The sequence below is a fragment of the Parasphingorhabdus sp. genome, from assembly GCF_036568145.1.
Classification (GTDB): Bacteria; Pseudomonadota; Alphaproteobacteria; order Sphingomonadales; family Sphingomonadaceae; genus Parasphingorhabdus.
Map to the genome: position 1 here is coordinate 1 of NZ_DATCTC010000020.1, position 19,730 is coordinate 19,730.

23 protein-coding genes are annotated in these 19,730 nt (G+C 56.9%); 16 read left to right on the top strand and 7 right to left on the bottom strand.

Annotation, left to right across the window (positions count from 1 at the left end; all coding sequences use genetic code 11):
• Window positions 1-6: 6 nt before the first annotated feature.
• The 7 genes from rpmH (at window position 7) to dapE (ending at window position 5,559) form a co-directional block, all read left to right on the top strand.
• Window positions 7-141, top strand: coding sequence for a 50S ribosomal protein L34 (gene rpmH / locus VIN76_RS06900; RefSeq protein ID WP_332041160.1), 135 nt, complete (start codon window positions 7-9; stop codon window positions 139-141).
• A 39-nt stretch (window positions 142-180) separates the two neighbouring features.
• Complete coding sequence (gene rnpA / locus VIN76_RS06905; protein ID WP_332041098.1) at window positions 181-600, top strand: ribonuclease P protein component; 420 nt, start codon at window positions 181-183, stop codon at window positions 598-600.
• Between the two features lie 5 nt (window positions 601-605).
• Window positions 606-818: a membrane protein insertion efficiency factor YidD gene (gene yidD, locus VIN76_RS06910; protein WP_332041099.1), complete on the top strand. Its 213-nt coding sequence runs from the start codon at window positions 606-608 to the stop codon at window positions 816-818.
• A 77-nt stretch (window positions 819-895) separates the two neighbouring features.
• Window positions 896-2,779, top strand: coding sequence for a membrane protein insertase YidC (gene yidC, locus VIN76_RS06915; protein WP_332041100.1), 1,884 nt, complete (start codon window positions 896-898; stop codon window positions 2,777-2,779).
• Window positions 2,780-2,971: 192 nt separating this feature from the next.
• On the top strand, window positions 2,972-3,604 hold the full coding sequence (gene yihA / locus VIN76_RS06920) for a ribosome biogenesis GTP-binding protein YihA/YsxC (protein WP_332041101.1): 633 nt from the start codon (window positions 2,972-2,974) through the stop codon (window positions 3,602-3,604).
• 95 nt (window positions 3,605-3,699) lie between these two features.
• The gene (locus VIN76_RS06925) at window positions 3,700-4,365 is read left to right on the top strand and encodes a glutathione S-transferase family protein (RefSeq protein ID WP_332041102.1); all 666 of its coding nucleotides are present in this window, start codon (window positions 3,700-3,702) and stop codon (window positions 4,363-4,365) included.
• A 33-nt stretch (window positions 4,366-4,398) separates the two neighbouring features.
• Complete coding sequence (gene dapE, locus VIN76_RS06930; RefSeq protein ID WP_414696300.1) at window positions 4,399-5,559, top strand: succinyl-diaminopimelate desuccinylase; 1,161 nt, start codon at window positions 4,399-4,401, stop codon at window positions 5,557-5,559.
• A gap of 11 nt (window positions 5,560-5,570) precedes the next feature.
• Here dapE and VIN76_RS06935 read toward each other — a convergent pair whose 3' ends face one another.
• The 3 genes from VIN76_RS06935 to VIN76_RS06945 are packed head-to-tail and all read right to left on the bottom strand — an operon-like array spanning window position 5,571 to window position 8,092.
• On the bottom strand, window positions 5,571-6,131 hold the full coding sequence (locus VIN76_RS06935) for a Smr/MutS family protein (protein ID WP_332041103.1): 561 nt from the start codon (window positions 6,129-6,131) through the stop codon (window positions 5,571-5,573).
• Window positions 6,132-6,158: 27 nt separating this feature from the next.
• A complete protein-coding gene (locus tag VIN76_RS06940) occupies window positions 6,159-7,343 on the bottom strand; it encodes a murein transglycosylase A (protein ID WP_332041104.1) in 1,185 nt (394 codons plus the stop codon).
• A gap of 59 nt (window positions 7,344-7,402) precedes the next feature.
• Window positions 7,403-8,092: a Tim44/TimA family putative adaptor protein gene (locus tag VIN76_RS06945; RefSeq protein WP_332041105.1), complete on the bottom strand. Its 690-nt coding sequence runs from the start codon at window positions 8,090-8,092 to the stop codon at window positions 7,403-7,405.
• 295 nt (window positions 8,093-8,387) lie between these two features.
• Here VIN76_RS06945 and secB point away from each other — a divergent pair, with 295 nt between their 5' ends.
• The 3 genes from secB (at window position 8,388) to trpS (ending at window position 11,609) form a co-directional block, all read left to right on the top strand.
• Window positions 8,388-8,897: a protein-export chaperone SecB gene (secB, locus tag VIN76_RS06950; protein ID WP_332041106.1), complete on the top strand. Its 510-nt coding sequence runs from the start codon at window positions 8,388-8,390 to the stop codon at window positions 8,895-8,897.
• Window positions 8,898-9,020: 123 nt separating this feature from the next.
• Complete coding sequence (gene murJ, locus VIN76_RS06955; protein WP_332041107.1) at window positions 9,021-10,610, top strand: murein biosynthesis integral membrane protein MurJ; 1,590 nt, start codon at window positions 9,021-9,023, stop codon at window positions 10,608-10,610.
• A gap of 3 nt (window positions 10,611-10,613) precedes the next feature.
• Window positions 10,614-11,609, top strand: a complete 996-nt coding sequence (trpS, locus tag VIN76_RS06960; protein ID WP_332041108.1) for a tryptophan--tRNA ligase — start codon at window positions 10,614-10,616, stop codon at window positions 11,607-11,609.
• 24 nt (window positions 11,610-11,633) lie between these two features.
• Here the strand turns inward: trpS and VIN76_RS06965 are convergent, their stop codons facing one another.
• Window positions 11,634-12,272, bottom strand: coding sequence for a GNAT family N-acetyltransferase (locus tag VIN76_RS06965; protein WP_332041109.1), 639 nt, complete (start codon window positions 12,270-12,272; stop codon window positions 11,634-11,636).
• A gap of 196 nt (window positions 12,273-12,468) precedes the next feature.
• Between VIN76_RS06965 and VIN76_RS06970 the strand changes: the two genes are divergently transcribed.
• The 6 genes from VIN76_RS06970 to VIN76_RS06995 all read left to right on the top strand — a co-directional run bounded on the left by VIN76_RS06970 (window position 12,469) and on the right by VIN76_RS06995 (window position 17,615).
• Window positions 12,469-13,311, top strand: a complete 843-nt coding sequence (locus tag VIN76_RS06970; protein ID WP_332041110.1) for a class II aldolase/adducin family protein — start codon at window positions 12,469-12,471, stop codon at window positions 13,309-13,311.
• A gap of 84 nt (window positions 13,312-13,395) precedes the next feature.
• Window positions 13,396-14,679, top strand: coding sequence for a UDP-N-acetylglucosamine 1-carboxyvinyltransferase (gene murA, locus VIN76_RS06975; protein WP_332041111.1), 1,284 nt, complete (start codon window positions 13,396-13,398; stop codon window positions 14,677-14,679).
• A 107-nt stretch (window positions 14,680-14,786) separates the two neighbouring features.
• Window positions 14,787-15,197: a nuclear transport factor 2 family protein gene (locus VIN76_RS06980; RefSeq protein ID WP_332041112.1), complete on the top strand. Its 411-nt coding sequence runs from the start codon at window positions 14,787-14,789 to the stop codon at window positions 15,195-15,197.
• A 13-nt stretch (window positions 15,198-15,210) separates the two neighbouring features.
• Complete coding sequence (locus VIN76_RS06985) at window positions 15,211-15,552, top strand: putative quinol monooxygenase (RefSeq protein WP_332041113.1); 342 nt, start codon at window positions 15,211-15,213, stop codon at window positions 15,550-15,552.
• 22 nt (window positions 15,553-15,574) lie between these two features.
• On the top strand, window positions 15,575-16,822 hold the full coding sequence (locus VIN76_RS06990; RefSeq protein WP_332041114.1) for a cytochrome P450: 1,248 nt from the start codon (window positions 15,575-15,577) through the stop codon (window positions 16,820-16,822).
• Window positions 16,823-16,850: 28 nt separating this feature from the next.
• Complete coding sequence (locus tag VIN76_RS06995; protein ID WP_332041115.1) at window positions 16,851-17,615, top strand: SDR family NAD(P)-dependent oxidoreductase; 765 nt, start codon at window positions 16,851-16,853, stop codon at window positions 17,613-17,615.
• 150 nt (window positions 17,616-17,765) lie between these two features.
• Here VIN76_RS06995 and VIN76_RS07000 read toward each other — a convergent pair whose 3' ends face one another.
• The 3 genes from VIN76_RS07000 to VIN76_RS07010 all read right to left on the bottom strand — a co-directional run bounded on the left by VIN76_RS07000 (window position 17,766) and on the right by VIN76_RS07010 (window position 19,712).
• A complete protein-coding gene (locus tag VIN76_RS07000) occupies window positions 17,766-18,515 on the bottom strand; it encodes a hypothetical protein (RefSeq protein ID WP_332041116.1) in 750 nt (249 codons plus the stop codon).
• A 115-nt stretch (window positions 18,516-18,630) separates the two neighbouring features.
• On the bottom strand, window positions 18,631-19,074 hold the full coding sequence (locus VIN76_RS07005) for a DUF1330 domain-containing protein (RefSeq protein ID WP_332041117.1): 444 nt from the start codon (window positions 19,072-19,074) through the stop codon (window positions 18,631-18,633).
• Between the two features lie 71 nt (window positions 19,075-19,145).
• The gene (locus VIN76_RS07010; RefSeq protein ID WP_332041118.1) at window positions 19,146-19,712 is read right to left on the bottom strand and encodes a GNAT family N-acetyltransferase; all 567 of its coding nucleotides are present in this window, start codon (window positions 19,710-19,712) and stop codon (window positions 19,146-19,148) included.
• Between the last annotated feature and the right edge of the window lie 18 nt (window positions 19,713-19,730).

A 19,730-nucleotide genomic window follows, 5' to 3' on the forward strand; every position in this document is an offset into this window, starting at 1 on the left:
AACGCGATGAAGCGCACATTTCAACCGAGCCGCCTGGTCCGTAAACGGCGCCATGGTTTCCGCGCCCGCAAAGCAACGGTCGGAGGCCGCAAAGTCTTGGCTGCCCGCCGTGCGCGTGGCCGCAACAAGCTCTCTGCCTAATATAGATAATCCGCTCACCCGGCCTTTTCCAAAAGGTGGATGGTGACGGAAAATGCAAATCTTCGCCCTGACGCTGAATATACGCGTCCGGTTACGGCTACCCGGCCTCCCCCTATCGAAGTGATTCGCAAGCGCCCGGACTTTCTGGCCGCGAATCGGGGCAAGCGATTCGTGACGCCGGGTTTCATTCTGCTCGCCCATAAACGCCGCGCGGAACACCCCGTCCCCTCCGACACCATTCGATATGGCATCACTGTCACCAAGAAAATCGGCAATGCCGTGACCCGCAACCGCATGAAGCGCCGGTTTCGCGCCTTGCTTGCCGAAATGCTTCCGCAATATGGTATAACCGGCGCGGACCACATCATGATTGGCCGCAAAGAGAACAAGGAACGGGATTTTTCTGCGATGAAAGCGGAACTTGAAAAAGCACTGAGACATCTGGCGAAAAAGCTCTGAAGCCCATGTTCAAAGCGGTTTTCATATTCTTTGTGCGCTGCTGGCAATGGGGGCCTTCGCGTATTTTGCCGCCCAGCTGCCGTTACAGCCCAAGCTGTTCCGCCTATGCGATCGAGGCGATCGAAAAATACGGTGTGATTAGGGGTAGCTGGCTTGGCACGAAACGGCTATTGCGCTGTCATCCGTGGGGGGGCTCTGGTTACGATCCGGTTCCTTGACCGAATCAGACGCCTGCTTACTTGGCCCGCTTATGTGGGTGTAGAAACGATTTTTAAGCCAGAATTTAGGAATTACAGTGGACGACAAGCGTAATATTATCATGGCGGTTTTGCTGACCGGCATCATCCTGTTTGGCTGGCCTGTCCTGATGGAAACATTTTTTCCTGACATGGCGAACAAGAATGAGGCGGTCGAGCAGGCAAAAACTTCCGACCAGGCTGAGGCACCGCTGGCAAATGGCGCTGCTGCCGATGGGTCCGGCCCTGCTGCATCCATGACGCCGGGGTCTGCCGCGTTTGGCGCCGATCGCGCCGCTGGCACCGTCCGCACGCTGCCGGTCGTTCTGGCCGAAACCCCGCGTGTGCCGATTGAAACGCCCCGCCTCAACGGAACGATCAACCTGAAAGGCGCGCGGATCGACGACCTGACGCTGACCGATCACCGCACAGGATTGGAAAAGGACAGCCCGCCTGTGCGCCTGTTCGCTCCGTCCGGTACGAAAAATGCCTATTTCAGCCGCTTTGGCTGGGCGGGTGACGGCGTTGCATTGCCGGATGACCAGACCGTATGGACAGCCGACAAGGCCAAGCTGACCCCGCAAAGCCCGGTCACGCTCAACTGGTCCAACGACAGCGGGCAGACTTTTGCGATCACCTTGTCGATTGACGAAAACTACCTGATTACCGCGGAGCAAAGCGTTACCAACCGCGGCGAAAATGCCATTGCGCTGAAACCCTATAGCCTTATCAACCGCACGCGCGACCTCAGCAACGTGCCCGCAGGAGAGGCGAGCAGCTGGACCATCCATATCGGTCCGGTCGGCGTTTTCGACGGCGCGGCCAATTATGATGTCGATTATGAAAATCTTGCCGGTGAAGACCCCGGATTTTTTACCAACATGTTCGGAACCTCGGCATCCGCCGGAACAAACAGCTTTGACAAGGATGTCAGCTGGCTTGGCTTCAGTGACAAATATTGGCTCGGCGCGATCATTCCGGTGAACAACCCCAAGGTTGTCGGCAAGTTCCGCAGCGGTTCGAACGACGTTTTCCAGGCAGAATTTGCCCGCGATAGCGCGCAGGTCATCGCTCCCGGTAAAGTACTGAAAACCACCACGCGCCTGTTCGCCGGTGCCAAGGAAACGGCGCTGCTCGACACTTACAAAGAACAATATGATATCACCCTGCTCGACCGTGCGATCGACTGGGGCTGGTTCTACTGGTTTGAAAAGCCTTTATTCTATCTGCTCAACTGGCTGTTCCAGCTTGTCGGCAATTTCGGCGTCGCGATCATCCTGATGACCTTTGTCGTGCGCGGCATCATGTTCCCGATTGCACAGAAGCAATTTGCCTCCATGGCACAAATGCGCGCTGTGCAGCCGAAAATGAAGAAGATCCAGGAAAAATATAAAGACGACAAGCAAAAGCAGCAGCAGGAAATCATGAAGCTGTACAAGGACGAGAAGGTCAATCCGCTCGCCGGTTGTTTGCCGATCTTCCTGCAAATCCCGATTTTCTTTGCGCTGTATAAAGTGTTGATGCTGTCGATCGAAATGCGGCACCAGCCGTTTATGTTGTGGATCCAGGATCTGTCTGCACCGGACCCGCTGACCCCGGTCAACCTGTTCGGATTGCTTCCGTTTGATCCGCCCAGCTTCCTTGCGGTTGGTATATTGCCAATCCTGATGGGTATTACGATGCACTTCCAGTTCAAGCTGAACCCGCAGCAGATGGACCCGATGCAGCAACAGATTTTCGGCCTGATGCCGTGGGTACTGGTGTTCATCATGGCGCCGTTTGCCGCCGGTCTGCAGCTCTATTGGACCGTGTCCAACGTCCTGACCATTATCCAGCAAAAGTGGCTCTATTCCCGCCATCCGCAGCTGAAGGAACAAATGGCCAAGGATGCCGAGGAAAAAGCCAAAAAGGCGGAAGAAGAAAAGGCGGCGAAAGCGAATTAGGGACGGGATTAACGGCACGGCTAGACAGGTCCTGCCGTTAGTCCTGAGCTTGTCGAGGGACGTTTCTCGTCCGATAGACGTGGTTCGACAGGCTCTCCACTAACGGGGCAAGACCCAAGGCAAGTTCAGGGCTAACGGCTTGGCTCTCCAGAGTGTATGCTGCCTTAGCTGCTGAATATACGGATCCATATTATGACACCACTGCACCCTAAAATATTCTCAGGCCCGATTTCTTTCCTGAAATCCGCGCCCCAGCTTCAATTCCTTCCGGAACCGACTGTGCCGGAAATTGCCTTTGCGGGCCGTTCCAATGTCGGGAAGTCCTCGCTCATCAATGCGCTGACCGGGCGCAACGGACTGGCGCGGACATCCAATACGCCGGGGCGGACACAGGAGCTGAATTTCTTTGATGTCGGCGACACGACCAATAGTCGACCGATTTTCCGGATTTGCGATATGCCCGGCTACGGCTTTGCCAAGGCCCCGGTTAAAACCGTTCAGAAATGGCGCTATCTGGTCAATGATTATTTGCGCGGACGGCAAGTATTAAAGCGCACATTCGTTCTGATCGACAGCCGTCACGGTATAAAGGATACCGATGAGGAAGTGTTGACCATGCTGGACAAGGCGGGCGTCAGCTATCGCATCGTCATGACAAAGGCCGACAAGGTAAAGGCCAGCGAACTGGAAGCGACCATGGAAAAAGTCCTCGCGGCCTCAAAAAAACATCCGGCGGCGCACCCCGATCTCATCATCACATCGTCCGAGAAGAAACAGGGAATTGACGAACTGCGCCTCGCGGTGCTGGAAGCGGTGCAGATTTAACCGCGCTCTCTTGCCTTTTATCGCCAATCCGGCAAAGGCTGGAATCTTCTGATTCCACGCGCTATCCGGAATGTTAAAATAACAAAAGGCCGAACATGAAACTGATAATCGGAAACAAAGCCTATTCCAGCTGGTCGATGCGCGGCTGGCTTGCCTGCAAACAATCCGGCCTCTCGTTCGAAGAACTCACTGTTCCACTCTATGGAGAAGATTGGGACGATATCCGGCTGGGTGAAAATTTTGCCCCCTCCGGCGGCAAGGTTCCGATCCTGTGGGACGGCGAGAGCGTGATCTGGGACAGCCTGGCCATTATCGACTGGCTTGCCGACAAAACCCACCGCGACCGTTTCTGGCCCAAGGATGAAACCGCGCGCGGCATGGCCCGGTCGATGGCGGCCGAAATGCACAGCGGATTTATGGCGCTGCGCAAACAATGCCCAATGAACACCCGCAAGCGGTATGAAGGCCTGCAATTCACGCCCGAAACTCTGCACGACGCCGCCCGGATCGTGCAGCTATGGGCACAGGCACGCGCGCGCTTTGGCAACGGAGGGCCGTTCCTGTTCGGCACTTTTGGCGCTGTCGATATCATGTATGCGCCCGTCATATCCCGCTTCCAGACTTATGGTCTGCACGTCCCCGGCTTTGCCGCGGCCTATATGGAAACCATGCTGCAACATGACTGGATGGTCCAGTGGATGGAATCCGCCCAGGAAGAACCATGGGTGATCGAGCGGCTGGAGCAGCCCTTTACGGAGTGAAGGTGCGTACATAATTGCAGCGTGACGAGTATAATGATGACCAAAAAATCCACCCTTGATCTGGCCAAAGAGCTGATCGCCTGTCCCAGTATCACGCCTGCAACCGGCTCCGTTTTTGACGTGATGGCGGCCATGCTGGAACCGCTGGGTTTTGAAGTGACACGCTTTATCGCCGGCGACAGGCCGGAGGATCAGGGGCCGGAAGATAGGGGAAGCGGCGGCGCAGTCGAAAATCTTTTCGCCATCCGGAAAGGGAAACCGGGTGCGCGCCATTTTGCCTTTGCCGGGCATCTGGACGTTGTTCCGCCGGGTGAAGGCTGGGCCAGCGATCCATTCGCGCCGGAAGTCAAAGGCGATCTGCTTTACGGGCGCGGCGCGGTGGACATGAAGGGCAGCATTGCCGCCTTTGTCAGCGCGCTTCATACTCTGCCCGATGATCTGGGCACGATCAGCCTTATCATCACCGGCGATGAGGAAGGCCCGGCCCGCTTTGGCACGGTCGCAATAATGGAGTTGATGAAAGAGCGCGGGATTACGCCGGACCTGTGCCTTGTCGGCGAACCCACCTCGGTCAACCGGCTGGGCGATATGATGAAAATCGGGCGGCGCGGCTCGGTCAATATGTGGATCACCGTCCGCGGCACACAGGGGCATGTCGCCTATCCCCACCTTGCCGATAATCCGATCACGAAACTGGGCAAGATTTTAAGCGAAATTGACGCGGTAGAGCTGGATCAGGGCACCGACTGGTTTCAGCCCAGCAATATCGAATTTACCGACATCCATGTCGGCAACCCCGCCCATAATGTCATCCCGGCCAAGGCGGAAGGTCGCTTGTCCATCCGGTTTAACGACCAGCATAGCGGCGATAGCCTGAGCGATATGGTGCGCGAAATTGTCGAGCGTAACGGCGGGGAACTGACCCCGATTATTTCCGGTGAGCCGTTTTTGACTCCGCCGGGCGAATTGTCGGAAATGGTTGTCGAAGCGATTACGCAGGTGACAGGCATCGCGCCGGAATTATCGACCACAGGCGGAACATCCGATGCGCGCTTCCTGTCGAGAATCATGCCGGTGGTGGAATTCGGCCTGTGCAATGCCACCATGCACAAGCTGGACGAGGCTGTTGCCATTGCCGACCTCGATCAGCTTTCGGACATTTACGCCAGGATATTACGCAAGGCGCTTGGGTAGTTTCCCCCTTATCACCGCCGACGACGCAGGATGATATAAAGCGCACCGGCTCCGCCATGACGGGGATGGGCGCGCCGGACTGCCGCTATATAGGGGGCATGGCGTGACGCCGCGAGCCAATCGGAAATCGCGGCCCGTATCGCACCCCGGCCCCCTTCGCGCCGCCGCTCGTCATCGCTCCGTGCCTTGCCGGTGATGAGCAGGATCGCGCGGTGGCCAGCGGCAATGCTGAGTTCCAGCGCGCTATCCAGCCGCCCGTGCGCCGATGTCAATGTATAGCCATGCAGGTCAATCGTCACATCCGGTTGCACCACGCCCTTGTTCAGGCGGCGGTCCCAATGACCATCAAGTCCGGCCTTTTCCGAAATAGCGCTTTGCTGATGAAGCGGAATGGCCTTGGCCGATGCTCCGCCGAAACTTTCCGCCGTGATTGGCCCGCGAACCTCTGGCAGCTTTTTCGCCACGGGTAAGGCTTTCACCCGGCTCACACGGGCCTGGTCGAGCGGTTTTACCGTCTCGATAACCTTTTGCCACAGTGCCTTTTCACCGGCGGTAAGAGGGCGATCAGCCATATAAGCACTCGTTCATTGTCTGGCCGGTCATTTCGGGGCAGATGCGGTCAATCTGGCGGCTGTGCCTTTGGGCAGGAAGAGCAGCGCCTGTCCGTTGGATGACATGCCGCCCGCAATCTGCGCCGCCTCTTCCCCCGCGCCCCAGAATGTATCGAAACGGTTTGCACCCTTTATCGCGCCGCCCGTGTCCTGCGCGATCCAAAGGCCGTCGGCAATATCATGCTCCATGTCGAGGAAGACCGGCGCGCCAAGCGGCACAAAATTACGGTCCACCGCCACCGATGTACGGCCCACAACCGGGTGGCCCATGGCACCTATCGGGCCGGGGCCGGTGAGTTCGCGAAAGAAGATATAGCTTTCATTTTCGCGCATGATTTTTTGCCCCTCTTCGGGGTTGGCGCGCAGCCATTCGTTAATGCCTTGCATATTGGCCTTGCCCTTTTCGAGCAGGCCGCGTTCGCGCATCACCCGGCCGATGGCGGTATAATCGCGGCCATTTTGCCCGTCATAGCCGATCCGCATAACCGAACCATCGGGCATGGCAATCCGGCCGCTGCCCTGAATCTGAAGAAAGAAGAAATCGATATAATCGGACGCCCAGGCCAGCTCCAGCCCCTTGCCCTGCAATGCGCCCTCGTCAATTTGGGCCCGATCTTCAAACGGGACCAGATTTTTGCCCTCGACCTTGCCGCGAATCTTTTTGTCCTTAAGCTCGTCAGAAAACTGGCCGAGATCCACGTCGACCAGATCGGGTGGCCGCCGGTAAACGGGAACCTGTGCTTCCGCCGTGCGGGTGCGTGAGCCGTTGATCTGGGGTTCGAAATAGCCGGTGGCAAAGGCTTTGCCATCGCCGATCCGCACCGATTCAAAATGGCTTTCAAAGAATCGCCGCGCATCATTGTCCGGCCAGCTTTGCGCCGCGTCACAGGCTGCCGCCCAATCAGCGCCCTGGGTAAGGCCGCTATTATCGGTGCGGCGGACGAGCGACGGACAACTGGTGCGAAAGGATTGCAGCCCGGCGGTTGCCTTGACACCATCTATAGCGAGCGACGCGATATCGGGGCCGGGCGCTATGCCTGCCTCTACTGCGCGTAGTGGTCCTGCCGGGGTTTCAGACGGGGTTTCCGCCGGTGCATCAGGAGAGCGGCTGCCAGCAGTTTCAACCGGATCAACCGATACAGCGCACGCACCCAGCAACAGCAGGGCACCCAATAGCCCTGCGGTTTTCGTTCCTGTTTTCGTTATTGCAGAGCCGCGCCACACCGTGCGGCTTACACTTCGTCAGTCTCGTCAAGGATCCAGTTCGGGTTGGAGCTGGAAAGGTCACGCACGAAGGTCCAGATATCATGCGTTTCCAACGCATCGGTGAGCGAGCCACCGATAAGCAGGCCATCCTTGTCCTTTACCACGGCCACGATATCCGCATCGAAGCGCATGGTGATCCGGCCGATCCGGCGGTCATAACTGGCGTCGACAATCCGCGCTTCCTCTATCCGGACGAGGCGGTTTTCCAGCATTTCGCCATTTTTCTCGCGCGCATCAATGGCCGCGACAAAGCTGTCATAGACATCATCGTCGCACAATTCTTTCAACTGTTCGCGATCGCCGGTCCAGAATGCTTCCAATATCATGCCATAGGCGGCTTTTGCGCCTTCCACGAATCGGCCCACATCGAAATTGCGGTCGGCATTGATAATCGCGCGCATGCCCGATTCGGCAGCGGCATCATAAACCATTGCCGGCTGTTGCACGGGAACGGATGACACAGGGGCGATGTCGGGAACGATATGGTCCCGGCTATCATCCCGTCCCGTATGGTCACGGGGGCGCTTATCCAAGCTATTCTCGGCATTTCGGGGCATATGCTCTTGTTCGTGGCCGGTGCGTTTTCCGAGCACGGAATAAAGGCGAAGGCCCAAAAAAGCCGCTACCATCGCTAGTAATACAATTTCGATAGTCACGATATCTCCAATATCTCAATTCTCTCATACATAGGGAGGAAACACGCCAGTTTCAAATGGCTTTCGGTATCTGGGTCAGGCTTTATCGCGCACCTGTCTGATATTCGGCCTGATATATGCCGGTATAGTGTGGCCAAGCCCTCTCCCCAGCCACGCTAAAGCTGGCTCAGGCAAGCGGAAAGACCATTGCCCTGCCCCCCATCCCCTGCTAGTCGCGCTGCAAACGGGGGCTGCAACGATTGTGGCATCTACCCTGACTTATGAACAGGTATAATTTTCCGAAAGGACGAGCCAAATGGTTGATGAAAACGGTAATGTCACAACTCCCGATCCGGCAGCAAATGGCGCGGATAACCAACCGCAAATTGGTATCATTTCGCAATATGTGAAAGATTTGTCGGTCGAAAACCCGAATGCCCCCGATGTTTACCAGTGGGAATCCCAGCCACAGATCGACGTGCAATTCAACATCGGCTCCAGCCCCGTTTCCGACGAAGTGCACGAGGTTGAACTGAAAATCAACGTGGTGGCCAAGGCGGACCAGGGCGTCGCGTTTCAGGTCGAGCTGCTCTATTGCGGCCTGATTGGCATGCGTAACGTCAACGATGAACAGGCCCATCCGTTCCTGTTTGCGGAAGCGCCGCGCATCTTATTCCCCTTTGCCCGTGCGATCATTTCCGACGCGGTTCGTGATGCCGGTTTCCAGCCATTGTTGCTGGAGCCGATCGATTTCACCGCGCTCTATATCCAGCAACGCGAGCAGCAGGCCGCAAGTGCCGCAGAACAGCCGGTTGGAAACGCCTGAGCCGCCATTCGTGGCAAGCCAGCCCGCGCGTTGTCCCGAAGCGCCGTTTGATAGATCAGGCGCGCGCGGGGCATCATGCGGGGATAGCGCAAGCGATCTTAATTTAACTCGTCCGAGGCAGGCATGAACCTGCTGAAATCCACCGGCACTATTGCGGGCCTGACTCTGGTCAGCCGCATATTCGGTTTTGTCCGTGACATCATGCTGGCACGTGTGCTGGGCGCGGGCGCGGCGGCGGACGCATGGCAACTGGCGTTCCAGCTTCCCAATATATTCCGCCGGCTCTTTGCCGAGGGCGCGTTTTCAGCCGCCTTCGTCCCGCTTTTCAATCGCAAGCTGGAAGAGGACGAAGGGCGGAGCGCGGCGCAGAATTTTGCCATTGATGTGCTGTCCGTGTTTGTGCCGATCCTGCTGGTGTTCACGGCTGTCATGATGCTTGCGATGCCGTGGATCGTCTGGTTCATCGATGATTTTGGCGAAGGGGGCCGGACAAGCGATTTTTCGATCAGTCTGGCGCGGATTACCTTTCCCTATCTCGGCCTGATCAGCGCGGCGACATTATTTGCGGCGATCCTGAACAGCGTCAGCCGCTTTGCCGCCGCTGCCGCCGCGCCGATCATGCTGAATATCTGTATGATCACCGCTCTTTTGATCGTGCTGGGGATTGACGGCGGCGCAGATCCGCAGCGGACGGCCTATTATATTGCCTTTGCCGTATCCATATCGGGTGTGCTGCAAATGCTGTGGCTTTATTTTTGGGCGCGCAAGGCTGGCTTCGCTTTCGCGATCAAAAAGCCGAAATTCACGCCCGATGTGAAAGAACTTGGTATCCTGATTCTGCCCGCGGTTTTCGGGGCAGGCATTTACCAGATCAGCCGTTTCATCGACCTGTTCTTCCTCGGCCGCCTGCCAGAGGGCAGCTTTGTTTACCTCGCCATGGGCGACCGGCTGAACCAGTTACCGCTGGGGATTATCGGCATCGCTTTGGGCACCGCGATCCTGCCCGCGCTCTCCCGCTTCATTGCCAAGGACGACCAGGGCGGCGCACAGCGCTTGCAAAGCAATGCCATCGAACTGGCGATGCTGCTGACTATCCCTGCGGCCATGGCCCTGTTTTTTGCCTCCGGGCCGCTGGTGACATCTTTTTATGTGGGCGGTAATTTTCATGCCCGTGACGGAGCGGCAACAGCAGGCGTGGTAAGCGCGCTTGTCATCGGCCTGCCCGCTTATGTTCTGGTCAAGGTCCTGATCCCCGGATTTTTCGCGCGCAAGGACACCAAAACGCCCGTTTATACGGCGGGTATATCGCTTATCATCAATATCATCCTCAACATCTTGCTGATCCCGATTTACGGCATAACCGGCCTTGCCTTTGCAGGCGCGATGGCGGCCTGGTCCAATTGCGCCATGCTTTATTTCATGCTCCACCGGCGCGGGCATTTTCATCTGGAATTATCGCTGCTGCTGCGTATGGGCCGCATCACCGTTTCAGCGGCTGGCATGGCGGTGGTGCTGGTTTACGGCGCACCTTTGGGCGAAGGATTTTATGACGGCAGCATCTGGCAGCGGATAGGCTCGATTACCGCTCTGGTCTGTGCTGGCGGTTTTGTGTATGCGGTGCTGGCATGGCTGACGGGCGCGATAGACCGCGACAAAATCGCCATGCTGACAAAGAAGAAAGCGGCCGAACAGGCGGCACAAGAAGGACAGTAAAACATGCGTATTGTTTCCGGCATCCAGCCGACGGGTAATCTCCACCTTGGCAATTATCTGGGCGCGATAAAGAACTGGGTGAAGTTGCAGCAGGAATCGGAATGCCTGTTCTTTCTGGCCGATCTGCACGCCATCACTGTGCACAATGATCCGGGTGAATTGTCTGCCAATTGCCGGAACATGGTTGCCGCCCTTGTCGCTGCGGGTGTGGACACGCAGAAATCCATCCTGTTCAACCAGGCCCGCGTGCCCGCTCATGCCGAGCTGGCATGGCTGCTGATCTGCAACACGCCGATGGGGTGGCTCGACCGGATGACCCAGTTCAAGGAGAAATCCGGCAAACACAAGCAGCGCTCGTCACTGGGGCTGCTTGCCTATCCGGTGCTGCAAGCGGCGGATGTGCTTATCTATCAGGCGACCCATGTGCCGGTGGGTGAGGATCAGAGACAGCATCTGGAACTGGCCCGCGATGTTGCTGCCAAGTTTAACAATGACACGGGGAGCGAGGTTTTTACCCAGCCCGAAGCATATTTTGGCGAAACCGCCGCGCGGATCATGTCTCTGCGCGATGGCACGGCGAAAATGTCGAAATCCGACCCGTCGGATCTCAGCCGCATCAACATGACCGATGATAATGACACTATCGCCAAGAAAATACAGAAGGCCCGCACCGATGCAGAGCCTTTGCCCGCCACGGTCGCAGAGCTGGAGGGCCGGGCAGAGGCCACCAATCTGGTCGGTATCTATGCCACGCTGGAAGACCGCTCGGTGCAATCCGTGCTCGACCAATATGCCGGACAGGGCTTTGGCAGCTTCAAACCGGAGCTGGCCGAGCTGGCCGTGGCGCATCTCTCCCCCATCCGGGACCGTTACGAGGCATTGCGCCAGGATACAGGCGCGATTGACGAGATTTTACGCGATGGCGGGGAACGTGCACGCAATCTGGCACAGCCGACTCTGGAAAAGGCTTATGCGGCTTTGGGCCTGCTGCGCGACTGATTTGTGAAGCCCGGTTAGCGGCGCCTATTCGCCAAAGGCGGCAAACACCTCTTGCAGCCAATACGGGTTCTCCATCGCGCGCAAGGCGTTTAGTGCGTTTTGCAGATCAAGACGGGAATAGACGACCGGGCCGTCGCTATGCGTGGACTTGGCCGTGAGCACGGAAACCAGATGCGCGCCCTTGGTATTTTCGCGCATCACCGCGATGTCCAGCTCCCGCATTCCGCGCCTGACACAGTTCAGGAACAAAGCGGCGACCAGTGCCCGCGCCACGCCCTTGCCATGATATTGATCGAGCACGGCTATCGCGAATTCGCCTGTCGTCTCATCCTCGCTTTGGCGGATCGCGTGGACAGCGCCCATTGCGGGTTGCCCCTCTATGCCAAGGTTGACCGCGCCCCAGCCGATATGGTTCACCCCGTCCACAGCGGTTAATTGCTCCACCAATGACTTCGGCGCCGCCTTGAAGCCCGAGAAAAAGCGCAAATAGCGCGACTGTTCGGACAATCCCATGATGCCGCGCTCTATCCGGTCATGATCGGACACGCTAAGCGGGCGCAGACAAAGCTGTATGGGGCGGCCATCCTCGATAATGTCCGTATCTATGACAATGGAATCGGGAACGCTCGTGCCGGGTGCGGTTTGCTGCGGAGATTCAGACATAGACTGGCCTTTCCAGTGGATGACGAATCGCCATGCTAGCCATATTTCCCCTGTGTTGACAGAGCTATTGCGGCTCTAATGACCGAACCGGATTCCGCACGGTGGCAAAGACACCGACACAAAAACCTGTTCCATGCCATCGAAACTATGCCACTATGCAACCAAAGGAACGTAATGATTCTGAGGAGAGAAGTTTATGGCCACCGCAATAAAAGAGTCCGGCAGCGCAGCACAGAGCGCCGCGGGCTTTACCAATCCCGACCCGGCAACGATTGACCGGCTGGAGGGCAAAGTCTCTGACGCCGAGTGGAAATTGCGCTGTGATCTGGCCGCGACCTACCGGCTGTGCGCCATGCATGCGTGGACCGATCTGGTCTTCACCCATATTTCCGTGCGCTTGCCGGACGAGGATGGGGAAGAACGTTTCCTCATCAACCCTTATGGTGTGATGTTTGACGAAATGACCGCATCCTCGCTGATCAAGATCGATATTCAGGGCAATATCAAACAGGATACGCCCTATTTCATCAATCCCGCCGGGTTTACCATCCACAGCGCCGTGCATAGCGCCCGCGAAGATGCTGGCTGCGTGATCCATGTCCACACGCCTTATGGCATCGCCGTGTCTGTCCAGAAAGAGGGCCTGCGCCGTTACACGCAATTTTCGATGCAGGTGCACGATGACCTTGCCTATCATGATTATGAAGGCATCGCGCTGGATCTTGATGAACGCGAGCGATTGATCGCCGATATTGGCGAGAAGAACCTCTTGATTCTGCGCAATCACGGCACGCTGACCATCGGCAAGAATTGCGCCGGGGCTTTCTTGCGGATGTATCTGCTGGAAAATGCCTGCAAGACCCAGATTCTGGCACAAGCCGTGGGCGACCAGGCCGCACTGCACGAAGAGCCGGAAACGATGGGCGCGCGGGTATTCCAGCAGGCATCGCCGCTGTTCATGCCCGGCATGGGGGACAATCTTGTCTGGCCCGGTTTGATGCGAAAATTGAAACGGACCAATCCCGGCCATGAACATTGATCGGGGTCATGGATAATAGCAGCGCCAGCTCCCGCCTTGCGTGATCTGACTTGCGCGCTGTCACATTTTCGCTAAACCGTCGCGATGGATATTATATCAATTCGCGGCGGCAAACGGCTGTCCGGCCCCATTCCGATTTCTGGTGCAAAAAACAGCGCTTTGACCTTGCTTCCCTGTGCGCTTTTGACTGACGAGCCGGTAACGCTGCGCAACCTTCCGCGGCTGGCCGATGTGGACAGTTTCGGTCATTTGCTCAACCAGCTTGGCGTATCGACGACGATCGAGGGCGCACGGCCCGAAGATTTCGGACGGGTGATGACGCTGAAAGCGGGCAAGATCACATCGACCGAAGCGCCTTATGACATTGTCCGCAAGATGCGCGCTTCTATCCTTGTGCTGGGGCCGCTGCTCGCCCGTGCGGGTGAGTGTCGGGTGTCGCTGCCGGGCGGCTGCGCGATTGGCAACCGTCCGATTGACCTGCACCTGAAAGCGATTGAAGCACTGGGCGCAACGATTGAAACCACCAGCGGTTATGTCACCGCGCGCCAGCCCGATGGCGGTCTTCCGGGCGGTGAGTTCACCTTCCCCGTCGTCTCTGTCGGTGCCACCGAAAACGCCCTGATGGCCGCCGTTCTGGCCAATGGCGACAGCCGCCTGAAAAACGCAGCGCGCGAGCCGGAGATTGTGGACCTGTGCAATATGCTGGTCGCGATGGGCGCAGAGATTGAGGGCATCGGAACGTCTGATCTTAGAATCCACGGTGTGCCCCGTCTGCACGGCTGCACCTACCGGGTAATGTCCGACCGGATCGAGGCGGGCAGCTATGCCTGCGCGGTGGGAATTACCGGCGGAGAGGTTGATCTGGTCAGCGCCAATGCCGACGAAATGGAAGCCACTTTGGCCGCATTGAAACAAGCTGGCCTGCATATCGAGCCTTATAACAAGGGCATCCGGGTCGCATCCGATGGCAAGCTGAAACCCCTGACGCTGGAAACCGCGCCCTATCCGGGGCTGGCCACCGACATGCAGGCGCAGTTCATGGCGATGCTGTGCATGGCCGATGGCGCCAGCGTGCTCACCGAAACGATTTTTGAAAACCGCTATATGCACGTTCCAGAGCTTAACCGCATGGGTGCGGATATCGAAACCAAGGGCCGCACCGCCGTCGTCCGCGGCGTCAAGAAATTGACGGGCGCGCCGGTCATGGCCACCGACCTGCGCGCTTCGATGAGCCTTGTGATAGCCGCGCTGGCCGCCGAAGGGGAAACCCAGTTGCAGCGCATCTATCATCTTGATCGAGGCTATGAACGGCTGGAAGAAAAACTGGCCGCCGTGGGCGCGGATATAGAACGCATCAGCGGCGATTAAGCGCCCAAGCTAACACTTATGGCAGCTTGCACATCCGGCATTTTTGCCGTGTAATCCATCCCATATAAGGGCCGGAATAACCGGCCATAAAATGGGAGAGTGCGTCTATGTTTTCAGGGCCGATAGAAGACCGTCTGGCTATCCGCGAATTACACGACAGCTATTGCGATGCTGTGCTGCGCACCGATCCCGATGACTGGGGCAGCTTGTGGACAGAGGATGCCGTCTGGTCTTTGATGGGCACGGAAGTCGTAGGCCGCGAGAATATCGTAAAGCTTTGGGTCGGCGCGATGGGCCAATTTGATTCCGTCAGCTTCCTTGGCATACCGGGCAGCCTGAACATCACAGGCGATACCGCTACGGGTCGCTATCAAACCCATGAAATACTGGTCGAAAATGGCGAACCGCGCGTTGCCGGTGGACGCTATGACGACGAGTTTGTCAAAATTGACGGCCATTGGTTCTATTCAAAACGGATATTCAATCTCGTGTCCCAAATGGGCGGGCAAAAGCTTTAGAAAGATATGAAATATGTCAAAAATACTGATTGCCGCGCATATTGATGTGGAACCGGCGCAGCGTGACGCCTGCCTGAAAACCGCGCAGCCATACATTGATGGCGCGCTGTCCCAGAACGGCTGTCTGCGTTATAGCTGGGCGGCGGATCTCAACCTGCCGGGCCGCATATTGGTGTTTGAGGAATGGACCGACGAAGACTCCCTTGCCCGGCATTTCAAGGGGGACCATTATTCCGGGATGCGGGATCATATCGCCGATTTCGGTTTGATAGATTCGACCAGCGCAAAATATCGCGTTGATGCCGAAAGCCCGGTTTATAATGCCGACGGCCTGCCCACACCCGCTTTTGGATGATGGCTAAACAGGATTTAAACAGATGAACAAACCGACCGCCCAATCCCTATTCCAGCCCGATATTTTGGCTGATCCATATGATTTTTACGAAGAACAGCGGGCGAAATCGCCGGTCTATCTGGATGAAGCCAGCGGGGCCTATATCGTCCTTGACTATGACTTGATTAGTGAAGCGGTGGGCCGTCTGGATGATTTTTCCAACAATTTCAACGCGCAGCTTTCTGGCGGTAAAAGCGCGGAAGAACTGGATAATGACGAAGAATTACAGGCCATCTTGTCAAAAGGCTATCCGCAGGTAGATACTTTGCTGACGGCGGACCCGCCGATCCATACCCGCTTTCGCAAGCTGGTAAATCTTGCCTTCTCGATGCCAAAGGTCAACAAGCTGGAAGACAGCATAAGGGATATGTCCAACGCCCTGATCGATGGCTTTATCGACAAGGGCGAATGCGAATTCATGGAGGAATATGCCGTCCCGATGCCGGTGCAGATCATTGCCGGGCAACTTGGGCTGGACCATGCCGATGCAGAGACCGTCAAACGATGGACCAACGCTTTTGTAGATCGCCTGTCCGGCATGATGACCCGTGAGCGGCAATTGGAAACCGCGTGCGAGGTGGTTGAATTTCAACTTGCCCTGAAAGCCAATATGGATGACCGCCGTAAAGAGGCGAAAAGCGACATTCTTTCCGATCTGGTCAATGCCCGGGTGGATGGTGAACGGCCGCTGGATGACGCGGAATCACTTTCCATTGTGCAACAGCTGATGGTGGCCGGAAACGAAACAACGACCGCCGCCCTGGGTGAGGGCGTGCGATTATTCGCCGAAAACCCGGACCAGTATAAAAAGATTCAGGATGACCCCTCGCTCATTCCCAATGCGGTCGAAGAAGTGCTGCGCATGTCGAGCGGATCTTCCGGCATCTGGCGAGTGATGCACCGTGATGCGGAGCTGGGCGGGGTCAAGCTGCCCAAGGGCGCGATGGTGATGATGCGCTATCATGCCGCCAACCGTGATCCGAAGCATTTTGAAAATCCCGACGAATTCCGCGTGGACCGCAAGAACGCGCGCACCCATCTGGCCTTTGGTAAAGGCATACATATGTGTGTCGGCAATATGTTGTCGCGCAAGGAAATGACCGTGTCATTCCAGCAATTTGCCAAACGGATGGATAATATCCGGATCAGGGAAGGCGCGGAGCTTGTCTATCCGCCCAACATGATGCTGCGCGGCCTGACAAGCCTTCCCATTCAATTTGATAAACGCTGAACACAGACAAGGGGGCCGATATATGGGCATGATGGACGGAAAGGTCGCGCTGATTTCCGGCGGAGCCGAAGGAATTGGCGGCACGGCGGGGCAACGCTTCGTCGAAGAGGGCGGCTCCGTCATGCTGGGCGATATCCAACTTGAAAAGGCGCAGGCCCATGCGGCGTCGCTGGGAGATCGTGCGGCGGCAGTGGAGCTTGATGTCCGTAATCTGGACCAGTGGGAAGCGGCGGTTGCGGCGACCAAGGCTAAATTCGGCAAGCTGACGACTTTGTTCAATGTTGCGGGCATCTCCGAACCGGGGCCGGTTGATACGGTGGATCTGGAAAGCTGGAACCGGACGATTGATATTAACCTGCACGGGACGTTTAACGGGTGCCGGGTGGGGCTTCCTGCTATCCTGGAAAGCGGTGAAGACGGCACCATCGTCAATATCGGTTCGATGCTGGCCATGCGTCCCGGATCGCAATTTGCGGCCTATAGCGCCAGCAAGGCCGCCGTCACGGCGCTCAGCAAATCCCTTGCCCTGCACTGCGCTGCGCAAAATTATCCGGTGCGCGTCAATACTGTCCATCCCGGCGCGATTGATACACCCATGTATCAGCGTTACCTTGCCGCCTATCCCGGCTCACACGAAGAAGCGGTGGAAGTGTTTAACCGCAACCATCCGATCAAGCGGGTCGGACTGGCCCGCGAAGTGGCCGATGCGATGCTGTGGCTCGCCAGTGACGCGAGCAGCTTCACGACTGCCAATGACATTACCGTCGATGGCGGGGGAAGTTACCGCGAATAGATTTGGGTCATTAACTACGCCCAGTTCCGTTAGTGCTGAGCCTGTCGAAGCACGTCTATAAGCTGGATGCCCCGCCTGAGAAACGCACTGCGACAAGCTCAGTGCTAACGGCTGTTCATTCAAATAAGTGAATCCGCCGGATAACTGCTGCTAATTTCCGTTGGTAGCGACAATATCGACAAGCGTGCCGCCGCCGGGATTCTTGCTAGCCGTGACCAGATAGACACCATCGTCGGACGCGCGTGTTCCGCCCAGCACATGCTTGTTGTCCTGCAACAGATATTCCGTGCTATAGCCGCTGCGCTTGGCCAGCGTGTAATAATAGTCCACGACATTCTTGATCGTGCCGCCGGTCGTAAAGCTGACCAGACGAATGTCACATGCGCCCGAATCGGCGCCTGCTGCTTCCCTGATATTGGCTTTGGGGTATATCGGGAATTCCGCCGGCATCCGGTTGGCCCAGCCCATGTCATAGCTGATTTTCCGGTCGCAAATGGCGTTTCCGCTTTGGGCATTCTGGGCCGCAGACTTGGCACCCAATGTAATGCCGTTCAATCCGGCGCAATTTTCACATTCATCATTGGCGGTCATCAGGCGCGGTTTCGGCGCGCTTAGCAACTTGCCCTTTATCTGGCCTGCCTGATTTACGACGGGCGGGACCATGCCGTTAACCGGACCGTTGGCGCGGCGAATCGCATTGCTGTTGGACTGGTCCGTCAGGTCGGGATCAACCATGATCGGCCCTTCCAGCGCTTCCCGCATCGCCGGATCCACGGTCAGGTTGTCATCCAGTTCCGCCAGCTCAGCGTCATTGTCCTTGTTGCTGCCACATGCGGCAAGGGTCAGCGGCAAAAGAGATGCCGTCATCGCCAGCAAAAGAGTGCGGGATAGCTGTACCATGCAAAATGCTCCGTGATTTTGAATGCGAAACTGCACCGGGAATAGTTAATTACCGGTTAGCAGCAATGGCTTAACCCGCCACTATCTGATTATCACCTGTCCCGTTTCGGGATGTTCAGCCAAAGCCGTCGCCGCCGCCCAGCTCTCCGAACCGGACGAGGCGGGATGTCAGTACAGCGGCCTGACGGTTGACGACCGCCTTTTTATAATCGGGATCGGTAATCATTTCCATGAAGGCGGCGCTGCTGGGATAGCGGGCAATAAAGGCGCTGTCCCATTTTTCATCCTGCGGCCCGATGACCATCGATTCCATCGCTCCGCGCCAGATGATCGTTCCGCCGACCCGCTGGAAAACCGGCCCGCTGGTCTTGCTATATTCCTTGTAAGCGCGTGCGCCGCTCCATCCGTTTGCCGCGTTGAGATGGTCTTCGGGATATTGCGCAGAATCGTAAAATTGCAAAAGATTGAGCATGTTGATCGGCACATCGCGGGGCAGCGCCTTGAATGCGTCAAAACTCTCCCGCGTCGGATCCAGATAGCGTTCTTCCGTCATGGTCATTCTCTCCCTTTGGCTTTTAGCCCTATTTTAGGTTCTATATTTTTCGGCCAAATATTTGATCTTTCATCAGCCTATTGAAATTTCTTTCTGTTTTCCAGCCATTGTTCCCGCGATTGGCCCCAATCGTCAACCCGCGCATCCTGATGCGGCTCCGGCAGCCGCGTTGGTCCGCGATTAGTGGAGCCAAGCCGCTCGGCAAGCCTGATCGAGGGCAGATTCTCCGGATCAATCGTGTGGCAGATGTCACTCCATCCCAGCACATCCACCGCGTAATTCATGCTCGCCACTGCCGCTTCCAGGGCATAGCCTTTGCCCGCATATTCCGGTGCCACGCCCCATCCAACCTCCGTCCCCGGCCAGCCTTCGGGATACCACGGCCCGATGCGGCCAATCCACTGTCCTCCATTTTCTTGGCCGCTATCTTTCAGGATGAGCGAGAACATGGCAAATCCGCGCACATGCCACGCGCCAACCATGGTGCACAAACTCCGCCAGCTTTCCGCCCGGCTTTTGGCTCCGCCCAGATAGGTCATGGTTTCCTTATCTGCCTCAAACGCTGCCCACCCTTCAAAATCTTCGCCATTGGGCGGACGCAGGATCAAGCGTTCGATTTCAATTCTAATGTCGCTGATATTCATCGCTTTTTCCCTCCATAT